This window comes from Paenarthrobacter aromaticivorans, from assembly GCF_019038615.1.
GTDB classification, from domain to species: Bacteria; Actinomycetota; Actinomycetes; order Actinomycetales; family Micrococcaceae; genus Arthrobacter; species Arthrobacter aromaticivorans.
The window spans coordinates 226,991-251,720 of the sequence record NZ_JAHOPC010000002.1 but is presented as its reverse complement, the minus strand read 5'-3'; the positions used below and the strand labels follow the sequence as shown (position 1 = coordinate 251,720).

The 24,730-nt window shown below is 59.1% G+C and carries 25 protein-coding genes and 1 tRNA gene; 7 read left to right on the top strand and 19 right to left on the bottom strand.

Annotation, left to right across the window (positions count from 1 at the left end; genetic code table 11):
• Positions 1-58 precede the first annotated feature (58 nt).
• Genes KSW38_RS04730 through KSW38_RS04705 form a run of 6 tightly spaced genes read right to left on the bottom strand, consistent with a single transcriptional unit; the run spans position 59 to position 7,007 of the window.
• Positions 59-559, bottom strand: coding sequence for a hypothetical protein (locus KSW38_RS04730; RefSeq protein ID WP_216923291.1), 501 nt, complete (start codon positions 557-559; stop codon positions 59-61).
• Entirely contained in the window at positions 556-2,319 is a 1,764-nt protein-coding gene (locus KSW38_RS04725; protein ID WP_216923289.1) for a type IV secretory system conjugative DNA transfer family protein, read from the bottom strand. The genes KSW38_RS04730 and KSW38_RS04725 overlap by 4 nt, the downstream gene beginning before the upstream one ends.
• A gap of 26 nt (positions 2,320-2,345) precedes the next feature.
• Positions 2,346-3,806, bottom strand: a complete 1,461-nt coding sequence (locus KSW38_RS04720) for an ATP-binding protein (protein WP_216923278.1) — start codon at positions 3,804-3,806, stop codon at positions 2,346-2,348.
• A complete protein-coding gene (locus KSW38_RS04715; RefSeq protein ID WP_216923276.1) occupies positions 3,803-5,281 on the bottom strand; it encodes an SCO6880 family protein in 1,479 nt (492 codons plus the stop codon). Before KSW38_RS04715 ends, KSW38_RS04720 begins: the two co-directional genes overlap by 4 nt.
• Complete coding sequence (locus tag KSW38_RS04710; protein ID WP_216923274.1) at positions 5,274-6,686, bottom strand: type IV secretion system protein; 1,413 nt, start codon at positions 6,684-6,686, stop codon at positions 5,274-5,276. The genes KSW38_RS04715 and KSW38_RS04710 overlap by 8 nt, the downstream gene beginning before the upstream one ends.
• Before the next feature lie 6 nt (positions 6,687-6,692).
• Entirely contained in the window at positions 6,693-7,007 is a 315-nt protein-coding gene (locus KSW38_RS04705) for a hypothetical protein (RefSeq protein WP_062096305.1), read from the bottom strand.
• 202 nt (positions 7,008-7,209) lie between these two features.
• Here KSW38_RS04705 and KSW38_RS04700 point away from each other — a divergent pair, with 202 nt between their 5' ends.
• Genes KSW38_RS04700 through KSW38_RS04695 form a run of 3 tightly spaced genes read left to right on the top strand, consistent with a single transcriptional unit; the run spans position 7,210 to position 10,845 of the window.
• Entirely contained in the window at positions 7,210-8,406 is a 1,197-nt protein-coding gene (locus KSW38_RS04700; RefSeq protein ID WP_216923272.1) for an ABC-three component system protein, read from the top strand.
• Entirely contained in the window at positions 8,390-8,893 is a 504-nt protein-coding gene (locus tag KSW38_RS23785; RefSeq protein WP_428982362.1) for a three component ABC system middle component, read from the top strand. Before KSW38_RS04700 ends, KSW38_RS23785 begins: the two co-directional genes overlap by 17 nt.
• A gap of 2 nt (positions 8,894-8,895) precedes the next feature.
• Positions 8,896-10,845, top strand: a complete 1,950-nt coding sequence (locus KSW38_RS04695; protein WP_216923270.1) for a DUF3732 domain-containing protein — start codon at positions 8,896-8,898, stop codon at positions 10,843-10,845.
• Positions 10,846-10,901: 56 nt separating this feature from the next.
• On the opposite strand, the gene KSW38_RS23335 is transcribed toward KSW38_RS04695, so the two are convergent.
• The 3 genes from KSW38_RS23335 to KSW38_RS04680 form a co-directional block, all read right to left on the bottom strand.
• Positions 10,902-12,008 carry a C40 family peptidase gene (locus tag KSW38_RS23335; RefSeq protein WP_254186085.1) on the bottom strand — a complete coding sequence of 369 codons (1,107 nt, stop codon included), beginning with the start codon at positions 12,006-12,008 and terminating at the stop codon, positions 10,902-10,904.
• Positions 12,008-12,508: a hypothetical protein gene (locus KSW38_RS04685; RefSeq protein ID WP_216923263.1), complete on the bottom strand. Its 501-nt coding sequence runs from the start codon at positions 12,506-12,508 to the stop codon at positions 12,008-12,010. Before KSW38_RS04685 ends, KSW38_RS23335 begins: the two co-directional genes overlap by 1 nt.
• 270 nt (positions 12,509-12,778) lie before the next feature.
• Complete coding sequence (locus KSW38_RS04680) at positions 12,779-13,672, bottom strand: RNA polymerase sigma factor (protein ID WP_216923261.1); 894 nt, start codon at positions 13,670-13,672, stop codon at positions 12,779-12,781.
• A gap of 180 nt (positions 13,673-13,852) precedes the next feature.
• Here KSW38_RS04680 and KSW38_RS04675 point away from each other — a divergent pair, with 180 nt between their 5' ends.
• Entirely contained in the window at positions 13,853-14,176 is a 324-nt protein-coding gene (locus tag KSW38_RS04675) for an ArsR/SmtB family transcription factor (RefSeq protein WP_216923258.1), read from the top strand.
• On the opposite strand, the gene KSW38_RS04670 is transcribed toward KSW38_RS04675, so the two are convergent.
• Positions 14,130-14,633 (bottom strand): hypothetical protein, encoded by a 504-nt coding sequence (locus KSW38_RS04670; RefSeq protein ID WP_216923256.1) that lies wholly within the window; start codon positions 14,631-14,633, stop codon positions 14,130-14,132. The two genes, KSW38_RS04675 and KSW38_RS04670, sit on opposite strands and share 47 nt — an antisense overlap.
• A 183-nt stretch (positions 14,634-14,816) precedes the next feature.
• On the opposite strand from KSW38_RS04670, the gene KSW38_RS23780 reads away from it, so the two are divergent.
• Positions 14,817-15,098 (top strand): helix-turn-helix domain-containing protein, encoded by a 282-nt coding sequence (locus KSW38_RS23780; protein WP_428982361.1) that lies wholly within the window; start codon positions 14,817-14,819, stop codon positions 15,096-15,098.
• On the opposite strand, the gene KSW38_RS04660 is transcribed toward KSW38_RS23780, so the two are convergent.
• From KSW38_RS04660 to KSW38_RS04635, 6 genes are all read right to left on the bottom strand, one after another.
• The gene (locus tag KSW38_RS04660; RefSeq protein WP_487345391.1) at positions 15,070-16,131 is read right to left on the bottom strand and encodes an alpha/beta hydrolase family protein; all 1,062 of its coding nucleotides are present in this window, start codon (positions 16,129-16,131) and stop codon (positions 15,070-15,072) included. The two genes, KSW38_RS23780 and KSW38_RS04660, sit on opposite strands and share 29 nt — an antisense overlap.
• A gap of 133 nt (positions 16,132-16,264) precedes the next feature.
• Positions 16,265-16,717 (bottom strand): hypothetical protein, encoded by a 453-nt coding sequence (locus KSW38_RS04655; RefSeq protein ID WP_216923250.1) that lies wholly within the window; start codon positions 16,715-16,717, stop codon positions 16,265-16,267.
• On the bottom strand, positions 16,714-17,727 hold the full coding sequence (locus KSW38_RS04650) for a hypothetical protein (protein ID WP_216923248.1): 1,014 nt from the start codon (positions 17,725-17,727) through the stop codon (positions 16,714-16,716). The genes KSW38_RS04655 and KSW38_RS04650 overlap by 4 nt, the downstream gene beginning before the upstream one ends.
• Positions 17,724-18,215, bottom strand: coding sequence for a hypothetical protein (locus KSW38_RS04645; protein WP_216923246.1), 492 nt, complete (start codon positions 18,213-18,215; stop codon positions 17,724-17,726). Before KSW38_RS04645 ends, KSW38_RS04650 begins: the two co-directional genes overlap by 4 nt.
• Positions 18,216-18,472: 257 nt before the next feature.
• The gene (locus tag KSW38_RS04640) at positions 18,473-19,372 is read right to left on the bottom strand and encodes a toll/interleukin-1 receptor domain-containing protein (protein WP_254186084.1); all 900 of its coding nucleotides are present in this window, start codon (positions 19,370-19,372) and stop codon (positions 18,473-18,475) included.
• Between the two features lie 164 nt (positions 19,373-19,536).
• Positions 19,537-20,361, bottom strand: a complete 825-nt coding sequence (locus KSW38_RS04635) for an ETEC_3214 domain-containing protein (RefSeq protein WP_216923241.1) — start codon at positions 20,359-20,361, stop codon at positions 19,537-19,539.
• A 347-nt stretch (positions 20,362-20,708) separates the two neighbouring features.
• Between KSW38_RS04635 and KSW38_RS04630 the strand changes: the two genes are divergently transcribed.
• Entirely contained in the window at positions 20,709-20,972 is a 264-nt protein-coding gene (locus KSW38_RS04630) for a hypothetical protein (protein WP_216923239.1), read from the top strand.
• A 15-nt stretch (positions 20,973-20,987) separates the two neighbouring features.
• Here the strand turns inward: KSW38_RS04630 and KSW38_RS04625 are convergent, their stop codons facing one another.
• Together KSW38_RS04625 and KSW38_RS04620 are read right to left on the bottom strand one after the other, a co-directional pair.
• Positions 20,988-22,118 (bottom strand): tyrosine-type recombinase/integrase, encoded by a 1,131-nt coding sequence (locus KSW38_RS04625; protein WP_216923237.1) that lies wholly within the window; start codon positions 22,116-22,118, stop codon positions 20,988-20,990.
• 87 nt (positions 22,119-22,205) lie between these two features.
• Positions 22,206-22,287, bottom strand: a tRNA-Leu gene (locus tag KSW38_RS04620).
• A gap of 198 nt (positions 22,288-22,485) precedes the next feature.
• Here KSW38_RS04620 and KSW38_RS04615 point away from each other — a divergent pair.
• A complete protein-coding gene (locus KSW38_RS04615) occupies positions 22,486-23,091 on the top strand; it encodes an ANTAR domain-containing response regulator (RefSeq protein ID WP_216923235.1) in 606 nt (201 codons plus the stop codon).
• Positions 23,092-23,230: 139 nt separating this feature from the next.
• Here the strand turns inward: KSW38_RS04615 and pyk are convergent, their stop codons facing one another.
• Complete coding sequence (pyk, locus tag KSW38_RS04610; protein ID WP_216923233.1) at positions 23,231-24,721, bottom strand: pyruvate kinase; 1,491 nt, start codon at positions 24,719-24,721, stop codon at positions 23,231-23,233.
• Between the last annotated feature and the right edge of the window lie 9 nt (positions 24,722-24,730).

Here is a 24,730-nt window from a genome sequence, read left to right as displayed (position 1 = left end):
AGCCCCGAGAAGGGATCACCTATCCATGTCCGGCCCGAGCCAGGACGCCATGACTTGCTCAGGACCCAAACTGATGAGCGCTCAATTTCCAGTCGTCGAAGGCCGGTTCCACTGGTACAACCCTGGTGACCGTCTCCTTGTGGCTCTGCAGCGCGACGCAACCTGCGGTTCTCGTGTGGGCTCGGAGACGCTCGACGGCGTGTGGGAGCCTTTCGTGGAAGGCCAACGGACCGAAGCCCGAGTCATCGGGAGTGAAAGAAGCGATCTCGGCTCGCTGCAGCGCGTAGAGCTCGGCCACCACTTCCGAATGCCGCCACCAGCAATCCGGAACAACGGAGGTGGTCAGCTGGTAGGTGGCGACGAACCATCGAACCCATTCAAAGAGGCTCTGCCACACGACTTCAGCCTGTTCCGGTGACATGTCCCGCCACCGGCGCGTAACGCCCACGGTGCGGGGCGAGGGCTGAAACGACGAGCGGAACAATTCAGCCGTCAGTTCGTCGTCCAGGTCAGAGACGCGGCCGACTTCGAAGTCAGAGTCGTCGGCCTGCGTGCTCACGTTTCAGCCTCAGTGTTCGATTCCTGTCGGGTCAGGTGACCGGCAGCCAGCTCCCGTTCTGTCTCAAGTTTCGACCGGCCCAGTTCAGCAGCGTCTTTCCGCTTATGCCAGTCCCGCAGGTCAAGAAGTATGGGTCGGGTTCTTCGGCCAAGCATGAGAGCAGTACCAACCGGAAGGCGCCGGATCTCGTCAAGGCGGATCACGGGAGTGTCCCGGATCTGTTCGCCGTCCTGGCGCCCTTGAGCGGACCAGGACCGGGTGTTCATGATGAGGCTGCGCTCCCCCAGCAGCCCTGCCAGCGAGCGCAGGTCACGTTCGTCAGACCCGCCGCCGAAGATGACTTTGATGATGGCTGAGTCCCAAATTGTCGCTGCCTCCTCGATCGACCATCCACTGCGGGCTTGGGACAAAGACTGAAGCACCACCAGAGTGGAAATCCCAATCCCTCCGCCATCAGAGAGCACCACTGGAAGCCCGGGCCAAGGAGAAAGGTTGGCGATCTCGTCGAGGATCAGTGACAACGGTGGATCCAGTCGCCCGCCGGCAGAGACGAACGCCATCTCGCGGGCCGCGTTGTCTATGTCGTCGATGAGCGCGGAAAGGTACGGCCCTGCGGCCGCCGCACCGGATCGCGTTCCAATCAGATACAAAGTCCCCCGCTGTCTGATGAATGCCTTCGGGTCGAACTCCTGGGCTTCGTCCTGCGGACTCAACGCCGCCAATACGCGTGGCGAGGACAACGGTGCGACAGCGGCAGAGACTCCGATCCACGAGTTCGAGGTATTGCGCGGATCGTCCTCCAGTATCCCCATCAAGTCTGCCTGCCAACCGAGCGCGGCTCCCGTTCGGCCGAGGACGTCCAAGGCCTCGCGTGCCAGGACCGGGCTGGAGGACCAACGGCGGAAAGCACCAATGCCCTCGCCCGACAGAGCCGCCGCGTGGAGAAGACACTGCAACACGATCAGCGAGCGCTTCTGCCACGCCGCGTTCTCACCCTTCATCTCAGTATCTGCCGTGATCACCAGGGCTCGACGGGTTGCGATATCTGGATCGCCGCACCCACGGACTGGCGACCATCGAAGCGTGGACGGCAGCCCCGACATACCTTGCGGATCAAACACAGTCACAGGTCGCCCGTCACTCATCCGGGCCCGCATTGCCACTACCAGGTTGTCGGCACGGGTTGACGTTGTGACCACCGCCCCTGGCGCGTCGAGGATTGCATTGATGACCACGTACAGGCCCTTGCCCGACCGAGGTGCACCTTGAATAACCATCGACTCTTCCGTTGAGACGTGGATGGTCACTCCCCGCGAGCGCCCGAGAGTCCACGAGACGTCCTGAATGCTCGGCCGACTCAGCTCGGGACGCGTGTACAGACCGCGACGCCGGACGGCTCGGGAGCCAAAGTCACGAACGATCTCCGCCCGGCCCGCCACACCATCCCGGCTGAGGATGTCTCGACGGAGCCATGCGCCTGATTGTTTCCACATCCTCCAGCCGAGCACTCCCCCGACGGCGAGCGCAGCGACCAGGGCGAGCAAGCCACCCACGATCCACCAGACTGCAGCCAGGTCAGGCGCACACTCTCGCGAGATCCAGTCAGCGCGGCCAACCAACAGTCCGACGCCGGCCACGGGATTGAAGAACGACGGCGGCCTGCCGCCACACTGCCGAGGCGTCACCACAGAGGCAGCGGCCTGAACGAGAAAGCAAAAGACCACATAGCCAGCAATCCCCCAAAGACCTACCGACACCATCGGATTGGTACTTCCTGATCGCGTCCTCACAGGTGCATCCGGTCATCGGTTCCGAAGACCTCGAGCTCATCGGTGGTCACCCGGTTAGCAACGATGAACGAGCGGTTCCCTACCTTCCACAGCCCGACGCCCTTCGGAAGATTCTCAACGTGATCACACTCAGCTTCAGTTAGTCCCAGAGCCTCCTTGGTCAGCCTCATGGCGTCGTGCTTCTGCCGGTAGATGATGCGAGTGTCCGCCTCGGTCAGTAGCCCAAGCGCCTTCTGTCGGTGACCGCTGGTGCTGTCACCGATCTCGTTGAGGTCGGCGACCTTGTGCATGATCAGCAGGTTGGCGATCCCGTACGTGCGGGCGAGCCTCCACTGCTCGCTCATCTTCGCCAGCATGTACGGATCGGCGAGCATCCGCCAACCCTCGTCGTACACCACAAGTCGCTTACCGCCGTCGGGGTTTGTCACCGCGGCCTCAAGCCAGGTGGCGCTGCAGGCGGCAGCCAAAGACAGCGCTTGCTCGGAAGCGCCAATCAGGGCCGATGTGTCCATAACCATCATTGGCGCGTCTGCATCAAAGGCCACGGTGGACGGAGCATCGAACATTCCTTCCAGGTCGCCCGATACGGTCCTCCGCAGCGAGTGGCTAACAGCCACGCCTCCATCCCTACCAACCAAAGCCAAGGTTTCCGGGGATGGATTGAGCAGGTGGTCCAGCACCATGGGGAGTGTCGGGGTCGAGTTCTCCGCCGTCGTTTCCATCAGCGCCATGTCCATGGCCGTGTGTTCAACCGGATGCAGCGGAGTGCCCTGTCGCATGAGGGATACGAGCGCCACGAGCAGTTGCCGGCGCCGCTGCCTAACGACTGCCTTCCACTGAGTGTCCGTCAGCAAGCTCGGCCGCGGTCCGGCATCGAGCGGGTTTACACGCGCCGAACTACCCGGGCCAACGGAAATGACCTTGCCGCCCACAGCATTCGCGACAGATACCCACTCACCCTTGGGATCGGAGGCAACAGCCGCCTTTCTTCCCAAGGTTATGGATCTCGCAACCAGCGACTTGCCGCACATCGACTTTCCAGTTCCGACCGTGCCGATGACGACAATCGACGGGCCGCTGATGATCCCCTTGTCGTAAAGAATCCACGGATCATACGAGAAGGCGCCGGAGCCAAAGACGTCCGTTCCGATGTACGTTCCTTCGTGGCCCAAGCCTGACTCCGTGATGAACGGGTAGGCGGCAGCAAACGTCATGGTCGATGCGCGATGCGGAGCTGGCCGCAAGCGGTGGGGACCCCACAAGGAGTTGGCTTCGTGGCTACCCCAGTCACCACGAAGGCGCTCGGGGTCCGGCTGTTCCGCCGTCTTGTCCTCATCGCCATGGAACAGACGTCTTCTCGGTAGTGTCGCGTCCCTCGCGGCCGCTCGTTTGGCGTCCTTCCGCTCGGCGCGAGTGCCCGACGGCGTATAGGTCACCTCTTGGTTCTTGAGACTCATCGCAGTCCCCTCCCCAGTGGGAGACCACCGGCGATGAACGCGGCCCACTGCTGGCCTGCAAGCAATCGCAGCTCAACGAATGCACCAGCAGCCGCAGACTCGAGTTCATGTCGATGACGAGCCAGGTCTTCCAAGGAATCGGCGGTGATGGTGACGAAGGCCGTGGGTCTGACATCGCCGTGCCCCGCAACGATCTCCTCTTCCCGCTGGGAAACCTCTTCTTCCTCAGCACGCTGTTCTCGCGTCGTCGGTCGATCGAAACGTGCATTGATCCGCCGTCGTGTTTCGTGGGCTTCTTGGGCGGAGCGTATGTCGCGTAGGGCTTCGATGGTCGGCACAGTGCGAATGACTTGGGTAACCGTGTGCCTGAAGTCGCCGACGTAGACGAGCGGATGCAGGAAGCCCGGGTAGACCTTCTGGCGCGGCCACTCGGCGACCCAGAACGTTTGATGGAAGCCGGAGTCGCTTCGAAGATAGGTCCAGTGCTCATCGATGGCCATTGGGCCTGAGCTCTGACGAGGCGGCTGCTTCTCGTCCCTTGGCTGTCGCGCCGAGTCGGAGGATCCGCGCGCGAGAGCCTCAGGATCGAATGCTCCGCGAAAAACGTCGAGGAGCCTCGACTCAGACAACCATTCATCAACCCTGACACCGTGGGTTGCCAGCGATGTCGTGATCGCACCAACCTCAAGACGCAGCAAGCGTTCGAGCCCGGTCCTTCCACCGCCCGATTCCTTGATCCGCCGTCGCGACTTGGACGTATCGACCACAAGCGACAGCAACACGTCATGGCTCATCGCCGACCCAGCCGCAGAGATCAGATCCTGGTAGGCCACCTGCCCCCATGTGCCGCGCTCGCCGTCGTCAATGGTGACCGTTCGATCGTAGAAGTCCTGCAGCGCTGACGATGGGTACGGGACCGTGTAGTCCTGGACAGCGATCCTGGCGATGTCCGATCGTTGGGCGAGCCCCGCTTGCACCCTGGACCACGCCTTCGCGGCCCAAGCTTTGTCATCGTCGTCCAGCAATGCGAAAGAGCGCGTGCTGCACCGAAGCACGACGATGGCTTCTTTGCCCGGGGCGTCGAGGATCACACATTCCCCACGGGAAAGTGGCTGAACCTTGAGGTTTCCTAAACCGCCGGGAAGGGCAAGCTTTCCAGCCCTTACCGGGCGCTCTGGCCGAGCCAAGTAGCGAGTCTGCCCTAGAAGACTGCGCACGAAGAACAGGACGATGAGACTGCCCCAAATGGGATACGGAATCCGCGAGTACTGGAGCACTCCGAACAGGACCAACGACACCCACATAGGTGCTGTCACTATCAGGCCGCCCGGACCGCCGGCAGCTGAGGCAATAATCGCTACGAGAACGCCTGTGGCTACCAGCACGAGCTGATACCACTTCAATCCCATGAAGATTCCGCGGCGTTCATACCTGGGAAATTTGACGGGTTCCAGTGCCCGCGATTCATCACTCATTGGACTTGTCCGGAGGTAGTGGCCTGTAGATGTCCTTGTGCTTGATCGGCGGCAGTTCGGACGATGGCAAGGCACTGTCCGGGGCCCGGACTTCAGGTGCCCGCGTCGTTGGTTGGGCGCCTGGGGGCGCTACCCTGCCCGGGCCAGCTCCAGCACGGTTCGTGTTCGTGCTCGTGCTCGTGCTGACGTCGCGGTCAGTGATCACCTGCCCCCGTAGGACTGAGGTGCTCGAGTTTGAATTGCCCGACGACGACCCGCCCACGAGTGCGACGTCGCCGCCCGAATGGTGTACCGGCGTCGTGCTTGTGAGACTCCGAGGCAGCGGAACGGAAGGCGGCAATGCTCGTGTGGGAATGTCTCGGCGGCTCGACGGAATAGGCCGTGCAATTGAGGATCGGGCCATCATGGACGCGATCGTCAGACGACCGCCAAGTTGCCGACTGAGTTGTCGCGTTGCAACGCTGTTGCTCCGCGACAGAACGTGTCCGCCGCCCGCGGTTTGAGCCGCTGCGGCCAACTCTCCACCCGCGAAGCTGACTAGACGAAGCGCCATTAGTGGCGCTCCGCAGGCCAGGACCATGCCGACAGTTCCTGCAGCCAGACCGGCGAAGGATTTCGAATCGGCAAACAGCTTGATCGCGGTGGCCAGGACTGTCGCCGCGAGCGGTTTCGCAAGGAGAAGGGCGACGACGATTTCACACCAGCGTCCGGCCCACACTTTGGATTTCTCCCAGGGAAGCATCATGAGAGCAACGGGTGCCACCGCGGCGAGGACTGCAAGGGCGAACGTCCGGAAAATCATCGAGCACATGAGGATGAATGCCAGGATCCAAACCACGACCACGGCCATCGCCGTCACGACGGCTCCACCAACCGCGCCGCCCTGGTTACCCGGCGCGAGGGAAACGACGTTCCATTCCCGGTCAGAGCCAGCGGCGGCTCGTTCGAATCCGAACAGGCGCATGAACACGACGTAAGGGTCTGTACCGATCGACTCCAGGAGCGCGGCTGAAGCTTGGTCGCTGGCTCGGGTGAGCTGCCGAACGACGTACACCGCGGCCGCCACAAGCGGAACGGCTGCTGCTCCCCCGATCAGGGCACGCAAGAGTCGCCGAGGCTGTTGGCTGAGCAGACCAGACAGAAGTTGGATGATCATCACCACGACCAGCGGTGTCATCATGACGACTACCCACCAATTAGTCAGTCCTCCGATGGCGGTCCATTGAGAGTCATCGACGTCGGAGACCGTGAAGGCGCCCGTGATGAAGCCCCACATCCACGAGGCGATGTTCTGCAGGACGTTGGCGAAGATGGATGTGATGGAACCTTGGATTCCGTCGTTCGCTTGGGAAACGAGTCCGCATCCTGGCGGCCACCAGCCGTTGAGGTCGCAGTCGACTGGCATGACAACTCAAAAACCGAGCGGAAATGCCGTCTGCGACCAGAGAATGTAGCCGTTGATGCCGCCGAGGATGGCCGCGACAGGACCGGTCCACAGCAGAATCACGCCACCGCCGGAAGCCAGTCGCGAGGACTGGCTCAGTTTGCCGGCTAAGAGCATCGCGGCTCCGATGATGGCCACGATGGCGATGACGATGAAGGCACCGACGAGGATGCCGCCGCCGATCTGCTTCAACGACTCAAGAAAAGGGAAATTCGCGTTTGGTGTGATCCCAGGATCCACCGCTGCCAGAAACATCTGGTGCTCCATCCAGTCGTCTTCCAATGGAATGAGCTGATTGAGCTCACAACTTCATGGATGGGGAGCGGGACACCGACATGATCAACACCACGCAGCTGGACACGGCATGAGCTCCAACTTCCGATTTGGGCTGAAAGTGTCTTGTCTGCGCGTCATATGGGCATCTGGTCACCACCGGAAGATATGGTCAGTTCATCAAGGCAAAAGTACTTCAAGGGTGAACATTGTGACGCAGGATTCACTACACAGCGCCTCCGGGCAGGCTCTCGGATACGTGCATCAGTGCATGTGGGCCCTGGTTGAACTCGGCAAGCGAGCTAACGTCGATCCCGCCACCCAGTTACGTTTGGAAGCGCTCGACGATGTCGAGTTCGAGAATTCGGGAACGGCCAGTGAACTACTTCAGACAAAGCACCACGTGGGACAAAGCTCTCCAATCACAGCAAGTAGCGTTGACCTCTGGAGAACGCTAAACGTCTGGATGGATCTCCCTTCATCCGACTTCTTTGAACTCCACCTGGTTACTACCCAGAACCTTAGCGATACTTCCGGGTTGGTTACGCTTCGTCGTGGGGGTACCAGAAACACCTCAGCGGCGCTCGACGACCTATTGCAAGCCGCAGAGACGTCTCGGAACAAAACAACCGAGCCGTGGCGGCAAAAATTCAAGGAGCTCGACGAAGAGTCTCAATTTGAGCTTGTGGATCGAATCACTATCGAAGACGGCTCACTGACTGCGGATCGCATCGACGAAGATTTGGTCAAGATTTTCCGATATTCTTATCCCCCCGGTCATGAGCAGGTCTTCCTACATCTGCTCAAAGGATGGTGGTCTGGAATATCGGTTCAGCTCCTGAGCAGAACCCTGGAATCCGTCAGCGGAGATGACCTAATTCTGCAAGTTGCGGAGATAACTGATCAACTGAGAAGCGACACACTCCCGGTTGATCCGGATGTTATGCAGGCCTTAGATGAATCAATTTCTGAATTGTATAAAGATAGACCTTTTGTGCAACAGCTCCTTTGGATCGCGTTTGAAAATAACCGACTGTGGAAGGCAATTCGAGACTATCACCGTTCTTACGCACAGCGATCATTCTGGCTGCGACATCAGTTGTTGAGTGAAACAGAGTTGGACCGGTTTGCTTTCAAGCTGTTTGACGAATGGGAACAATTATTCGATGCGAGCGTAGCGGCGATGAAGCGAAAGCAGCGCGAGGATTCCGACATAGTAGGGCAAGAAATCCTGGAGCAACTCGCGAGAGAGTCGCGTGCTCGCCTCCGGAACCGCTTCGACGAACCCTGGTTCAACCGAGGAATGTTTCATGCCTTGGCCGACGGCGAGTTAGGCTATCGCATCGGTTGGCACCCCGACTTTGAAACCAAACTAGAGGAAATGCTTAGCAATGTCACAACTACCTGAAGCTCCCGTGAGGCGCAGCTTCCGGTCCCCCGAAGCGGTGGCCCTATTCAACACCGCCTTAACGACCGAGCTGTTGGTTAATGCCTGCTGGTCCAAATCGCAGAATGGAGCAGCTGGCTTGTCATGGCCTGCAGCCTTTCTCATCCTGCCACTGACCCTGCATCCGGAGACGCGTTCGAGCCTTCCCCGCGATCGTCGTATCGCTCTGGCGCGCTGGGCAATACGACATTCTGACCTTCTAGCTGATATGGAATATCGCGTAGCAAATATGGCACTGCCAACGAAGAGGGCAATCCGGAATGGTTTGCGCAATAAGCGGTTGGGGCTCGAGGGCACGGATTTGATCGCTTTGGAAAAGCCCAGGAACCCGACTTCAAAGTGGCCAGCCGAGTTGCGTGACTCCGTAAAGGCTGCACGCTTTTGTGGGCAGTGGTTTAATGCAGTGGAGACTCACATGGCTTACGAACTATTGGGGATTGGTGATTGATCATGCAGATCGTCTCATTGGGCGTCTTTAACAAGACAGGCAAGCGCCGCGATGTATTCTTCCAAACCGGTGCTCTAAACATACTTACCGGCAAGTCTAAAACCGGCAAGTCGGCAATTCTCGATGTCGTCGAGTACTGCCTAGGACGGAATACGGTAACTATCCCGAGCGGGGTGATCAGCGACAACGCATCCTGGTACTACATCATCGTGCAGTTCTCAGACGAGCGCTTGCTGATTTGCAGACCCAACCCCGAAACAGCTAGTACTCAGCAAGCTATGCTTCGAACCGGCGATCTGACCATGGGACCCCCTTCCTACGATGACCTTGAGGTGAACGCTGATACCGACGTTCTTAGAGAGGCACTCACAGAGCGCCTAGGAATTGAATCTTTTACCGTGGACCCCGAAAGTGGTTCTCTCAGGCAGCCGTTCGACATTTCGGTGAGACACGCTCTGTTTTACTGTTTCCAGAATCAAGGAGAAGTGGCTAGCCGCGATGTGCTGTTTCACAGGCAGATAGACGGCGAAATCAAGAACCTGATTCGCGAAACTCTGCCTTATTTCCTGGGGGCAGCCACTCCTGAGCAAGGGGCAATCCGACGTCAGATCATAGCCACAAGAAGGACCCTGCAGCGCACTCGGAACAGCCTTCGTGCGGCAGAAACCGACGTTGGTCATCAGGGCGACAGAATCACTCATCTCGTAGAATCCGCAGTCAGCCTGGACATGCTTTCCTCCGACGCCGGCGTAGACGCAAGGACCAACGTGCACGCCCTACTCGAGTCGATACTGGCCTATCGGCCCGATGCCTCGGGCTCGAGCGACACCGAAGGGGCACGCCGCAGGGAAAACTTGGTGGAAGAAGGTCGTGCAATTCGAACGAAGATTCGGGAAATCGATGCCCAGGTAGAGCTCCTCGGCAGGCTACAAGGGGAACAAGGTGACTCAGCAACCGAAGCACAGTATCAGCGAGATAGATTGCGGGCACTCGACTTCCTTCTCCCTAAGTCTGCTGTGACCGACGGCGACGAAAGCCTTTGCCCACTCTGCGATCAAACTCTTCAGCATCCGGATGAGACTGTTGACGAACTGCGTTCGCTGCTCCATGGTCTCGAGACCAGGCTGGCATCATCCAAAGGCATTTCTGCGCGTCGGGCCGGGACGATCGATCGGCTCAGGGAGAGCCGTTTACCCCTACTCGAGGCTCTACAGGATAACGTCGTTGAACTCGACGCACTCGCGCAGCAAGAAACGGCAATCATTCTGGGTCGAGAACGGCACGAACGAATTTCATTTCTTCAGGGGAGGGTCAGCCAAGAACTTGAACGAGGTGTCGACATTGCCCAAGACGTAGCCACCCTCAAGAACGCAGAGCGCCGTTACCGGGGACAACTTGCAAAGCTAGAGGAAGCCAGCGATCGCGACGACCCAGCCGTCGCGCTCAAAGGCGCCATTGATGCCGTGTCCAACCTGATGACAGATTATGCCCGCCACTTGGAGTTAGAAAACTCTGAACATTACGTGCGGCTTGACCCGGTCGAGCTTACCGTCGCCGTGATGCGGTCTGGAACTCGGATTCCACTCACCCGCATGGGTAGCGCGGAAAACTGGGTTGGCTATCATCTGGCTGCACATTTGGCCCTTCATCACTGGTTCACAACAAACAACTGCCCTGTTCCACGTTTCATTATGGTTGATCAGCCAACTCAGGCTTTTTTCCCAGAGGAGGTCGTGGATGCTGCCGATGATGAGAACGCTGACTGGGAAGCTGTGCGTCGCCAGTTCACACTTATGCGCGACGTCGCAACTGAACTCAATGGAAATTTCCAAATCATCGTTTGCGACCATGCCAACCTGGCGGACAACTGGTTTCAAGAAGCGGTCGTGGAAAACTGGCGGAACGGCGTCGCATTCATCCCAACCGACTGGTTGCTGGATGACTTATTGTGACCACTACGGGCAGCTTCTGTTCGAACCAGCTGAGGGGCATACAACTCGTTTTCTATCTAGCCAATTAGGTCGAAGTAGGCGGTTCCGGGGTTCCAGTCGATGGGATGCATTAATGTTCCGGCAGACGGGTTGAGCGCGCTATACATCATTCCGTTGCCGGCGTAGATGCCTACGTGGCCCCAGTTGTATGGACCTTGCGGATTCTGCACCACCAAATCGCCGATCTGCGGGTTGTCGGTCATCGTTCCAACTCGCCACTGCTCCACGCGCGGCAGCTCAATTCCGGCCTGCCGGTAGATCCACTGAACGAACCCAGAACAGTCCCACGCCTTGAACGCCGTGCCGCCCCAAACGTAGGCGCCGCCGAGACCCATCTTGGTGAAGCGAAGGATGTCCTGACGGATCTGGCTCAGCCCTTCGACTGAGACGACACCAGAGCTCGCGGCGGGAGCGTCCGTACATGCAGGAGCTGGCGCAATCCCGCTAAGGGCATCCACAATTGCAGACGCTTGCGGTTCCCATCGGTCGTATAACTCCGGAAAGGCCGAAACTTGCACCGCTTGCACCGCCTGTCCCTTGCTCAAAGAGGCCCACCCCGGTACATCCAACAATCCGCGCGGGCTTCCGTGATTCGGCCCCGACGTCCCTCCGTAAAACGCTCTAGCGTTGTAGGTGACGTCCATCAGCTCTTGGACACTCCCCCACCCTGCGGCAGGACGCTGCTGGGCCGACCCGACGGAGTCGTGATCACTACCAATTCCGTCGTGCGGGTAGTTGAAGGAATCGGGGACGTTGGTATTGGCAAGCATTCGGAGACTGGACTCTTGCAGCGCCATCATGATGGCAATGACCAGCGCCTCACGAGGCAGGCCGAGCCCTTTGCCCACCGAGACGTACCCCTTGGCGACATCCGTCTGTGCCGCCGACAACCCAACGACGCCAACGCCGGCTGGCAGATCGAGTACTTCGGCGGCGCTATCTGAATCCACATCAGCGCCAGGTACACAGGCGATAGCCGCGGTGGGACGGTCCCCCACCAGTACAACCGCCACCGAACTGGCAACGACAGCAAATGCGAGAGCAACTACCGCAACGAAAGCTCCGAGCAACCTGAAAAGGGTGCGCCGTCGCACGAGAACGACAGCAAGTCCAGGATGAGGCATCAGTAAACGATTCGGTCGGATGACGCGTAGAACGCGACCATCACGCAACGATCAGCAGGTGCGCTCGGCGCCGGAGGACAGTTCACCATCACACTGACGGGTGCGGAGTACGAGTTGGTACTTGCCAAAGTGTGGTCCAGGACAGAGAGTCGCACAGTGCAGACATGCAGCCCTGGCCACGGAGCGGGCCGCTCGCGCACCTTGACCAGTTGCTCGTCACACGTCAATGACTCCGACTTCGCCTCACGAAAAGCCCCTTGGCCTGCCAGATTCACGAACGATCCTGCGTTTACGCCCGTAGCCTCAAACTGCTGAACCAGAACGGTCCATGGATTCGAACCGTCCGGAAGCAAAATCCAAAGATCGCGCATCCTGCCGTAGACCTCTGAATAGGACGAGGTCCTCGTATCCCACGTGTAGATAGCCTCGGCAGCGGCAGAGGCAACTGCGCGAAAGTCCGTCGGCCCGGGCACAGGCGATACAGCCGACGGTTTGGCCATTCCCGAAGGTTTTGCTGAGGGCCGCGGCGCGGATGCAGATGCGATCGGAGCAGGAGCCGAAGCTACAGGACCAGCCGCCGGCGGCGCCCCCGTGGCTGGCCCCTTGGACGGCAGTGCGATTAGCAGAGCTACTGAGCCAACCATGAGAAGGACCGTCAGTCCAAAGACCCACCGTCCTAAACGTGTCCGAAACCCGTTTGCCTTGCGAATGCTCATGATCACCACCTCAGAGGCATTGGTTGTCAGGTGCGGAGCAAAGGCATCCGCCGACTAGAAGGAGGCCGCCCTGCGCGCTACGCGCCAAGCGGTTTGGTAGAGGCGACGTGCTGTGCCGATCTGCACAGCAACATAGCGATCGGTGACGCCAAGTTCCCGGGCGAGTCGAGCAATCGCTGCTTGCCGTTCCGATCCGTGAATGTCGGGAAGAACTATCGCATTGGCGACCTCACGTAGGAGGGCACTGGGGAGGCACGCAACCGCACGCTGACAGAGTTGGCCGATATCGCCAATGCTGCCAGGGGTGACATCGAGTGCCAGGCTGACTGTCTTCGCGGTTTGGCGCACTGCAGTCACGGCGTTCCAACGACGGCGGTCGTGCCGCGTTGGAAGCGCATATTGGCGCGGCGCGGTGAGGCTTTCAATGGCCATCCGCCACGTCGGTGCCGGCACAGCTTCTCTAGTCAACTGCAGGACCATAACCGCCCACTCACGGTCGATGATCTCTTGGTTTTCGGGATTGTCCTGCGCTATGAGGATCGCTGAGAGGCGTCCCCATGAACCCGAAACCTCGTCGCCCGTGGGGTCGAGCAACAGAGGCAGCGTCTTGTGGTTCAGCTCTCGGCGGGTGTGGGCGGCGCAGATGTTCGACGTCACGCCCTGTACCCATGCTTCAAAGGGGACACCAGGCAACGCGCGGTAGCTCCCCCGAGCTACGCCATTCCAGACAGCCACACGGATGTCCTGCAGAACGTCGTCAACATCGCATGCGCGTCCGATATGAGCCAAATGAGAAGCGACATAGCGCCGCACCCCTTCAACCGCTCCCATCATCTGATCAACGGACACGGACAACATCGGCTCCGGCGGACCAGTAAGCGAGATGTCCACCGTTCCGGGACGTGACTGCAGTTGTTCGGCCTGCTCAATCTTGTCGTTTAGGCTCATCGCCCTCACCGCTTCGAATAGCTACTGTTCTCTAACGTTCGCCGCGAAGTGGCGGCATTGACGCGGCCGAGCCGACTCAGCCACAAACCAAAGCATCTAAAATTTATTGTCAAAGATAGTTTAAGTATCGTCAAGAGTGCGCTTCTTACTTTTTTTATGTTGTTCGGCAAGAATTGAACCATGCCACGGATTACGCAGCCTCACGACGACGCCTGGTCACCTGACGTCGAGGCAGCCGTGACTACCTTTGGAAACAGGGCAAGGAACGAAATACTAAGGTTCCTCACGGCTTTCGGCCCTGCAACGCGCGGCGACATTGTGGATTCCGTCAGCGCTGGCGAGCCAAGTGTCGCAAAGCATCTCGTCGCCCTGGAGCAAGTAGGGGCGATCGTCGTCGACGTTCCAGCCGGTCGCCGCCACGGCCGTTCTCCGCGGTACTCAGCAAATCCCGCTCGCATCAAGGAGCTGCTGGACGCTCACCTTCGCTATGTCCTGAAGGAATAGCTGCTGCCCTTCCTCCAGGTGGGTGGAGGTCGATGTCCTGGTTTAGATACTCGGAGATAGCGCGCAACGTCTCCGGGGAGACATCCCCCAGCGTCCTGATGGCAAACGACTTCACTCTGGCCGCCCTCAACGACTTCACAAACTCCAGCTGTGAATCGATGCGTTCTGGAATGTCGCCTTCCACGCCGTTGAGCAGATAGGAAGGATCGACGTCGAACATCTCACAGATGGCGGTGAGCAGCTGAGGATCGCTGACCAGACGTCCAGTTCCATCCTTCATGTAGAACCACCTGGCGCGAGAAATCTTGACACCCCGAGCCTGGAGCCCGGCCTCAACTTCCCTGAAAGTAACCGGCGATCCCCTCTCCGCAACAACCACGTCCAACAGGAGGTTCAATCGCCGCGCGAGCGTTGCCTGCGGTAGCTCGCCGTTGCGGCTAGCGTCTTTCGCCGGCATGCTCCACCTTTCGATTGCCTGTCTGACCGTGACCACGGCTCCTTCGCCATCAGTATTCCGCGAGTGCCGTACCGACACAATCATTTGCAGTTTGAATCTGTTGTGCGGATGACCGCAGGGCGTATCCTGTTCTTGTAGACCCGTCTACAGCTTTCAGCCTACTCACCCCGAGCCGTGGTTTGCATGTCGACATCCATTCTGATGAACCGAACACGCACCCAAATACTCCGCTTCTTGATAAGGAGAGGGCCGGCCACCCGTACCATTTTGGCTTCAGAGCTCCAGACTTCGAAGGCCACCATTCGACGTCATCTCATGCTCCTCGAGTTAGCCGGCCTCGTCCATGACTTGGACGGTGAGCGCTTCGCTGCTCGGCCCGCGCTTATTGAGAGCCAGCTCATCGACTTGGCCGACCAATACTCCCTGCAAATGCCTCCTACGACGCCACCGCTTGTCCAGGGCTAGCGTCAGCCAACGCGAGGCCGTGGAACCAGTCCTCAACGGAGTGCTCCCACTTTTCGGGGTCGAAATTCCACTCGAGGGAGTGGCCCACGGACTCAAACTCCACCATGCTGACGAGGTCGGGCCGCACCGTCGCAGCCCTTTTGGATGCTTCAAACGGGGTGGTGTCATCCTTCCTGCCGTGGAGGATCAGGATCGGCTTCCTCAGCTCCCCCGCCCGCGCTAGCCAATCCAGGGCATCCAGGTGTATCGGTTCGGCGAGACCGGTCACCCACCGAAGCGCTTTCGACTGAAGGATGGCGAACCCCAACTGCACGAGCGGACGCGGCAGCCCGGCGGCCTTGGCGTTCGCGCGCAACGTTGAACGCCAGTCAAAGACGGGGGCGTCGAGAACCATCCCCACTATTCGAGGAGCGTACGCTGAAAGGGCTGCCGCTTGTAGGGCTAAGGCCGCGCCCAATGACCACCCGAAGATCACGATGCGCTCAGCGCCTTCGGCAACGGCATAATTGATAGCCGCTTCGACGTCGCACCACTCGGTTTCGCCGAGTCGGTACCGCTTATCGGACGACGGCGGTGCGTCGCCGTCGTTTCGGAACGAGACCACCAGCGAGGTCAGTCCCAGACGTCTGGCGACTGGTATGCCTCGAAGACAACCAGCTCTCCTGCCCCCCATTCCGTGGATATGGATCGCCCACGTCCGAGCCCTGTGAGAAGGAGTCGAGTCGAACCTCCAGGCCGGAGCCACGCCGTAGTCGACGGTAATCTCAACGTTTCGGTATGGCAGGCCTAGTTGTTCGGGTTCGGAGTAGACGTAACCACTCCAGATCCCTGCCGCCGCTTGTGCAAGGTTTCCGGAGTCCACGCGCTCCACCACGCGGGTGAGTGAGCCTCTGTCCGGGCTCAATTCAACCACTGGTCCCAAACACGCATGCCCGGTCCCCTTCGCAAACCATAGACTGTGCCGTCCAGCGGCCTTGGTGTGCGTGGTTGCCGGCAGTTCAATGAGAAGTTGCCCATCTCTGCCGGGGTACACGGACCGAATGGAAAGGTCCTCGAGACGGCTGAATTTGGGCACGACTACTCGGCGCGCAAAGTACGCAGATCCGCAAAGACCCGCCAGCAACGCGACCAAGCCCACGGTCAGCCCGGCGTCGACAGCCAGACGCCTATAAGCCAGCGACACCGTTCCCGCCCTTCTGCTTCTTCCGGTCGTCAATCACCTCACGGAGCTTCTCCAGCGTTTCTGGAGAGATCCCCTGCAGCTGTCGGGCGGCAAAATTGCGCACACGGGACTCACGCAAGGCCCGAAGAAGCTCCAACTGCGCATCCACTAGCCGCGGAATCTCCCCGGCATCGTCAAGGAGGTAGTCTCGGTCCACACCGAAGAACTCAGCTAGATTTCTTAGCAACGCGGCATCAGTAGCCAGTGAACTATCGCCGCTGCGCATGTACGCCCAACGGGATCGCGACAGCGGGGTCCCCCGCTGACTCATATGCCGACTGATCTTTGGATAGGTCAGAGCCCCTTCTCCACCTGCTTCGTAAAGATCTAGGAGCAAGTTGAGCTTGCGGGCCAACCTTGACTGCGGCGACTCGGAGACGTTGGCACCCTCCGTCATAGCGCCCGCTCCCCTCTTTGCTTACGCGCCTTTGTTCCCCGCTCAATTGGTCCAGCCAGATAATTCTCCGCAGCACTCAATACTCTAAGCTCGCGGATATCCAAAGAACTGGCTAATCCTGGCTCCACGAGGAGAGCGTCCTGCACCTCCACTAGCATCCGATGGAGTTTTAGTGCCGGAGCCTGCTGTGCTAGGTCTTCAACTCCAAGCTGTAGACGAACGTCCTGCCGCATCCCGGCGGTCTTGTCCCAGACTACTCGGAGGCCACGAACCAAATCGTCCTCAGTCGCCGCGTCCTTAAGGCGAAGAATGCGCCGCGCAACAGGAGGGATTGCCAGGCCCACACACAGGAAGGCCAGTGCTGCAACCACGGTCACGTCGTAAGCAGGCGATACTGCGCGCATGGCGTCGAGCCGCCCCTGCAGATGCAGGGTGTCCATTACCAGCACTAGCGATACGAGCAGAACCGCTAGCGCGCAGCCGATACCGATGAACGTGAATGCCAGACGGTAGTAGGGCCTCGACATGCCGGGTCGGAACCGGAAGCACGTAGCTCCGGTGATACTGACCACATAACCGATGTAAACGAACTGGATGGCTGAGTACAAGGCAGCTGGGAACTGATCGCCGTAGTCCAGCATGAAACGCGTCGAGCTTCCGTGCGTGGTGATGAAGCTAAAGCTGGAAACTAGTCCAAGGATCACAACGCCCAGGACTACGGCGCCGATCGCGTCTCGTCCCTCTCCAGCATCTTCTGGGGTTGCTGCTCGGATAATCGCCTTCGAGAGAAAGTAGATGCCCACCACCATGGAGACATTGGCCAGCAGGTCAACGTAGTTGCGTGCGGCAAAGGCCTCGTCAAGGCTCGTATAGACCGGGTCGATGTTGAGGGTCATTGCCACCGCAATCGTGATGGCGGCAGTCAAAACACTGTGGTCCCGCCGTCGAGTTCCTGGCAATAGAGAAATCACGAGAAGCCACATCAAGACCGCGGCGACAACCTGGATCATCCGAAAACCTTCTCGAAGGACCTTGGCTCCCTCGCACTGTTCCTGATCGCTGCGGCGAAGAGATCCGCGAGAGATTCCGCGGCCGCCTCTAGCTCATCAGTGAAACTGCTGCGGGCCAGGGCGCGACGGACCAGAGCCGGCGGGAGGTTCGGAAAGAGCACTTCGATGTAATCGAGGGGTACAACCAGTTCATCGTGCCGCAAAACCATGTGCCCCAACTCGTGAAGGACGAACTGTTGTCGGTGAACACCGGATGGGCTGAGAGCATGCAGGATGATCTCGACATTATCCGTGGAAAGCCATAATCCGCAGACACTGCCACCGTTCAGCGCTTCAGAGGCTTCGATTTCGATAGGCCGATACCGCACTCGCTCGACCACCCTGATAAGGCGTTCCAAGCTCAAGTGAGCAGGAAGCACCAACGAATCGAAGGCCCTCGCTGCGCTCTCTGCCGGCGATTGTCCCGAGGAGTATGAGTCTCTGTCCATGGCGTCCCCTGTGACGTGATCACGCTCGGTACGTCCGCGGCCCAACACCTACTAAGATGCGGCAGACCAACGTCGAACCCTCAAATCCATTGAACCCTCAGGCTCTGGACATGTCCAGAGCAGAAGAGTCCTGATTTAGGATAGCGGTGAACTCAAGAGCTTTGGGCAGTCTGGCAACTAAAAAGAGGTAGATGAACGAGCCCTAAACCTCAACCCGCCCTGACGGCCATCACCAGCCTTAACAAGCGCCGTTCGATTTAGGCCTCCGGATGAGATACCAGATTTCTCATAGCAAGCATGGCTCGCAGATCTTCTATCTCTGATTTGTCCATGGGATAGTAAGAAATTTCGATGTCGTGTTCGAGAATCTCCGCAACAGCGTTTGCCATCTTGCCTGCAATGACATCGTTCACCGGATTCTCCGAGCCAACTCGCGCCCGCTTCTTGTCAGGGAAGGTTATGGACATCTCACCCAAGCCGGTAGCCCGGCCGACATCACCAACGGCCTTCGCCACAACTCGCATGTCGTGGTCAGAGAGTCTGAAGTCCTGACCTGGACCGCCCCATCGCTGGTGGGCAAGTATCGCCGTCGTCTCAGCAATATCGCGAACGGTGACAAGTAGTTCTTCGTACTTATCGTCATCAGTGCGCTTCTTTACATCCTGAGAGTCATGACTACTTTTCACCTTTTTGACTTCAGCTTCAATGCTGGGCCAGATCAGTTCGACCCGCATTCTGAGGATGTCAGCATCGATCCCAGGCCCCAGCTCGCTCTCGTTGAGGTCCTTCATGATGACGAAGAAGTCTTCGAGGTTGGCGAACTTCATCTGGAAGCCAGTCACAGGACCTGTGACCTCTACGGTGTCATCAAAGTCGACGAGCAGCACCGGCATGAGTTCACGCTTGGCATCTACCTTGCGGGACAATGCTCCCGCCTCGTAGTTGAGCCAGGGCGCACCTTGATTCTGCTTTGATACACAGACGATGCCGAAATCCGTATCGCTAAGCTGCTTGTCTATTTCGGGGAGCCAAATGGAACCGGAACGGTTCTCCGTGCTGATCCACGGCTTAGCATTGTCAAAGAGACTGGGAAGACACTTGTAGATGGCCTGGGCCACTGCTTTTGTGTTGCCAGACCAGCTAATAAAAACCTTCAAGACACATCCCGTTCATTTTTGAATTACTCAAATAAGCGTACCAACGGAGAGTGTCTAGAGAGTGCAGATTGATCGCGAAGCCAGTCTCTGGGTCGAAACTACATGCCAGCACATCATCCAGGACTCGATGGATCGCGCGCCGCAGCCCGACAAGTAAGATCCTTCTACTTCCATTTCCGTAGACTCCGGGCCCTCTGTCGTAAACCCCTGCGGGTTCGCAACTTCCGGTAAGGCTGAAAGAGGCGCGTCACATCCCCATCAGCTACGGGCAAAGACTGTTTCATAAGGTCGGCCACGCTGATGGAAGGCGACAAGACGATTATGGTGTTGACCGTCGTGTTCATGCGCGTCTCATCCAGCGACGGCGTGATCTCTCCGTGCTCCCTGTCGCGAGTAAAGTCACCGGTCATGACGACATCCTGACCGCTCGGATGCGGACTCCCGACACCGCCGGGGTGGTACAGGAAGACGAAGTTCTGGTAGGCGCCGGGATTACCAAAGGAGGTACTCTCGCCATACTCGTACCTTCTGGAACCACGCTGCTCGAATCGTCCAGACGGTCTCTTCACGAGTGAAGCGAAGGTTGCCCTGCCTAGCTGGCCTTTCAGCATGTTGAAGGTGGCATCCTCGACATCCCACCAGAACTTCGGATCAGTGATTGTCACTGACCAGCATTCAACACGCTGCCTGATACTGCGGGTTACCACCCATGCATGGGGTGTTGAGTAAATTCGATCTACCCATGACAGCTCGTCGTTTGCCTTCACTCCGCCAAGCTGGCCTTCATGGCGGAAGACCGGTGTACCAAGTAGGTCCTTGATGTAGTCGTCGTCAGCCCAGTTGCTAAGCAGGTTGAGCTTCTTCCGCCACACAAGGCGGCTCCCCCAGCCGTTGAGATACCAGGCGCGCACTCCGGCAAAGATAGTCCGGGAGGCAATCAGGGCAGCCAGGAATGCGCCCACCAGCTTCAACGTTTCGAGAAAGTCCACTCTGCAATGATCCGTGGATACCGGCCAATTACCTGAATCGGCGCTCCGAGCAGGGGCTGTAACGTCCGTCTACTTGACGATTCAGCGTGGTAGACCCTAAATTCGACGCCTCCCCAGATTGTCCGATAGTCACCCTGCACCAAATGTCAGCAACACATGTTGTCGTGAGAACTGCAGGACCTTCGAGCGTCGAAGAACCTAACGACGCCAACTTGTTCAATCATTATCCGATGGCAGGGCGCGCGCCTAGCATCAGAAAAAACCAAGTTTGCGTGAATCTCGTCATGTCCTCGTGATCAGGAAAGACAATGAATTGTCGACACTAGACCAATTGTGATCGGACTGAGATGGACTTGGAGTTCTTCGAACCCTCGGAGGCCGCAGCCCTCATGCGCTGCAGCGAAGGCTGGCTCCGCGACGGTGCAGCCGCCGGCCGCTTCCCCCACGCGTGTTGGGGCAAAGGCAAGATCGTCTTCACTTCGGAGCACATCGCGGAGATAGCCAGGCTCAGCGAGATCCTCCCGGCCACCCATCCTTTGAGAACAGACCACGGCGCCAATCCCGGCACCAGGCTCATCGGCACGCGGGCACGTAACCGCCTAGTCTCCTGATAGGCCAGAACAGCTTCACCGCATGAACGCCGCGACCTGCCGCTCCATCGCATCAGCCCCAACCTGCAGCGCTTCCGGCATGAGGTGGCCATAGACCTGCTCAGTGGTCTTGATGGAAGCGTGGCCAAGGCGCCGCGAGATCGTAAAGATCGGCACCCCATCCTGAATCAGCCAGGACGCGTGCGTGTGCCGAAGATCGTGAATCCGCGGGTCCTTCCGCAAGCCCCGAAGCTGGGCTGCCTTCACCGCCGGCACCCAGAAGTGGTGCCAGTACAGCTTGTGCACGATCCGCTCCCCCTTGGGCGTCGTGAACAGCAGATCACTGCTTGGACGGCCAGCCACCAACGGGATCAGCAGTTCAACCAGCGCCGGGTTCAGACCGATCGTCCTCTTACCCGCCCCAGTCTTAGTCGGCCCGATGTAGAACTGGTTCTGCCCATCCCGCTTCCACGCCTTGTTGATGCGGGCTGTCGCCGGCTTTCCTAGCAGATCAATGTCCGCCACGGTCAGCGCCGTTGCTTCACCAAACCGCGTTCCGGTCATCACCAGAAAGTTCGTAAAGTCTCGGTACCGCTTCCCCATGTTCTCCATGATCAGGCCAAACTCTGCATGAGTGAGGAACATCATCTCGTCCTCGGCCTTCTCCACGCTCGGCAGTTGCACCCCGCGGCAAGGATTGCGCGTGATGTACCCGAGCATCTCTGCAGTGTTCATCGACGCGGAGATCAGTCCATGCACGTTCTTGATCGTCTTTGGTGAACGGCCCTTGGCCATCATGGATTTCACCCAGAACGCAATCGCCCGGTAATCAAGCTTGTCCACGGGCAGCCCACCGATGACCTTCTTTACGTGAAGGTCGAGCATTGTTTGGTAGGTCTTCACGGTGCCGCTGGAAGGTCGAACCAAGAGGTCGATGTGCTCCTGGATCACCTCGGCGACGGTCGGCACTCGCTTGGCGTTTTCGAGGATCGCGTGCTGTGCCACTTCGAAGTTCTGGCCGTTGGCGTCGAGCAACCGTTTGAGGGTCTCGGCTTCAGAATGAGAGACGAAAGTGAGCCCCTGGGCCTTGCCAGTCTTGGGCTCCCGCCAACGCACCATGAAGGACTGAGAACCGTCCTTTTTGGTGCGTGTAGAGATGCTGGCCATGCATAAAACGCTACGCCGCTGTACACACTTTTAGGGGTTTTGTACACAGTCAGGGGCCATATAGGCCCCTGACCTGCGACAACACGGTGCCCGAGGTGGGACTCGAACCCACACACCTTTCGATACCGCATTTTGAGTGCGGCGCGTCTGCCAATTCCGCCACTCGGGCGCGGATTACCGGGAAGTTAATTCTCGCTGACTGCCCTCATTTCTGTGAGCAACGCGATCCGTTCCCAGCACGCGAAACTACTCTACATGCAGATAGGCTAAATCAAAGAACCGGGCGCGCGAGTGCAACAAAATCATGTGCCGCAGCGGTCCACACTAAGATGGACATGAACCCGCCGAACCTTTTCAAGGAGATCCCGTGACCGAACAGACGGAGTCCACACCCGCAGCCCAGCCGGCCCGACGCGTTGTCGTAGCCGAGGATGAGACCCTCATCCGCTTGGACATTATCGAGATCCTGAAGGGCGAAGGGTACGACGTCGTCGGCGAGGCAGATAACGGCGAGAAGGCCGTGCAGTTGGCCGAAGAGCTGAAGCCGGACCTCGTCCTGATGGATGTGAAGATGCCCGTCATGGATGGCATCTCAGCGGCAGAGAAGATCGTCAAGGCCCGCATCGCCCCCGTTGTCCTGTTGACTGCTTTCAGCCAGAAGGAACTCGTGGAGCGTGCCCGCGATGCCGGTGCCATGGCCTACGTTGTGAAGCCGTTTACGCCGGCGGACCTCATCCCGGCCATTGAGATCGCTCTGTCCCGCCACGAGGAGATCAAGGCGCTCGAAAACGAGGTTTCCGACCTTCAGGAGCAGTTCGCCACGCGCAAGCTCGTAGAACGCGCCAAGAGCCTCCTGACCACCAAGATGGGCCTGACTGAGCCGGAAGCTTTCCGCTGGATCCAGAAGACGTCCATGGACCGTCGCCTGAGCATGCGTGAAGTTGCCGAAACGATCATCAACCAGGTCAACTAGCACCAGGCAATAAACGACGGCGGCCGGTCACCCAAGCGCGAAAGGTGGCCGGCCGCCGTCGTGCCCGTCCAAGTGACGAAACAACCCAAAACAAAGCGGGCCCCGCCAAACGGCGGGGCCCGCTTTCAAACCGAGGAACTTAATCCCTGGTCTTGCTCTTCTTTTCCGGCCACGGACCCACAGGTTCCTTGCGCGAAGCATCAACCTTGGACGTGTCGGCGAGGTCGCCCACCTTGTGGACCTTCAGCGAGTTCGTCGAACCGGCCTGTCCTGGAGGGGAACCGGCAGCGATGACAACGAGGTCGCCTTCATCGACGATCTTCATGTCCAGGAGGCTGCGGTCCACCTGTGCGGTCATTTCGTCGGTGTGGCCCACGGAGGGAACCAGAACCGGCTGGATACCCCAGGTGAGGGCCAGCTGGTTCCACACGTGCTCAACAGGCGTGAACGCGAAGACCGGCTTGACCGGACGCAGACGCGACAAACGGCGTGCCGAGTCACCGGACTGGGTGAAGGTACAGATGTACTTTGCGTCCAGCTGGTCGGCGATTTCGACGGCGGCACGGGTGATGGCGCCACCACGGGTCTTGGGCTTGGTGCCCAGCGGGGGGACGCGCTCGAGGCCGTGTTCTTCGGTGGACTCGATGATCCGGGCCATGACCTTGACGGTTTCGATGGGGTACTGGCCAACGGAGGTTTCGCCGGACAGCATTACTGCGTCGGCACCGTCGAGAACTGCGTTTGCGCAGTCAGAAGCCTCGGCACGCGTCGGACGCGGGTTGTCGATCATGGATTCCAGGACCTGCGTTGCCACGATGACCGGCTTGGCCCAGCGGCGTGCCAGTTCAATGGCGCGCTTCTGCACGATCGGCACCTCTTCGAGCGGGAGCTCAACACCGAGGTCGCCACGGGCAACCATGATGGCGTCGAACGCGTCGATGATTTCGTGAAGCTGGTCCACGGCCTGGGGCTTTTCGATCTTGGCGATCACCGGAACGCGGCGGCCTTCTTCGTCCATGATCTCGTGGACGCGCTTGATGTCCGAGGCGTCACGGACGAAGGACAAGGCAACCAGGTCCGCGCCACGCTTGAGGGCCCAACGGAGGTCGTCCTCGTCCTTTTCGCTCAGAGCGGGGACGTTGACGGCGACACCGGGCAGGTTGATGCCCTTGTTGTTGGACACCTTGCCGCCGACGGTAACGGTGGCGACAACCTTGACGTCGTCTACCTCAATGGCGCGAAGGGCAACCTTGCCGTCGTCAATCAACAGTGCATCGCCTACGTTGACGTCTTCGGTGAGGCTCTTCAGGGTGGTGGAGCAGATGTCCTTGGTGCCGGGGACATCTTCGGTGGTGATGGTGAATGTGTCGCCGACAGCCAGCTCGTGCGGGCCGTCGACAAAACGGCCAAGGCGGATCTTGGGACCCTGGAGGTCAGCCATGATGGCCACGGGCTTGTGCAGCTGCGCCGCAGCCTTGCGGACATTCTCGTAGGTGTTGTCGTGCACGGAGTAATCGCCGTGGCTCATGTTCATGCGGGCAACGTCAACGCCGGCTTCCAGCACTGCGAGAGTGTTGTCGTAGCTGGAGATTGCCGGACCGAAAGTTGCCACAATTTTCGCGCGTCTCATATACCTACC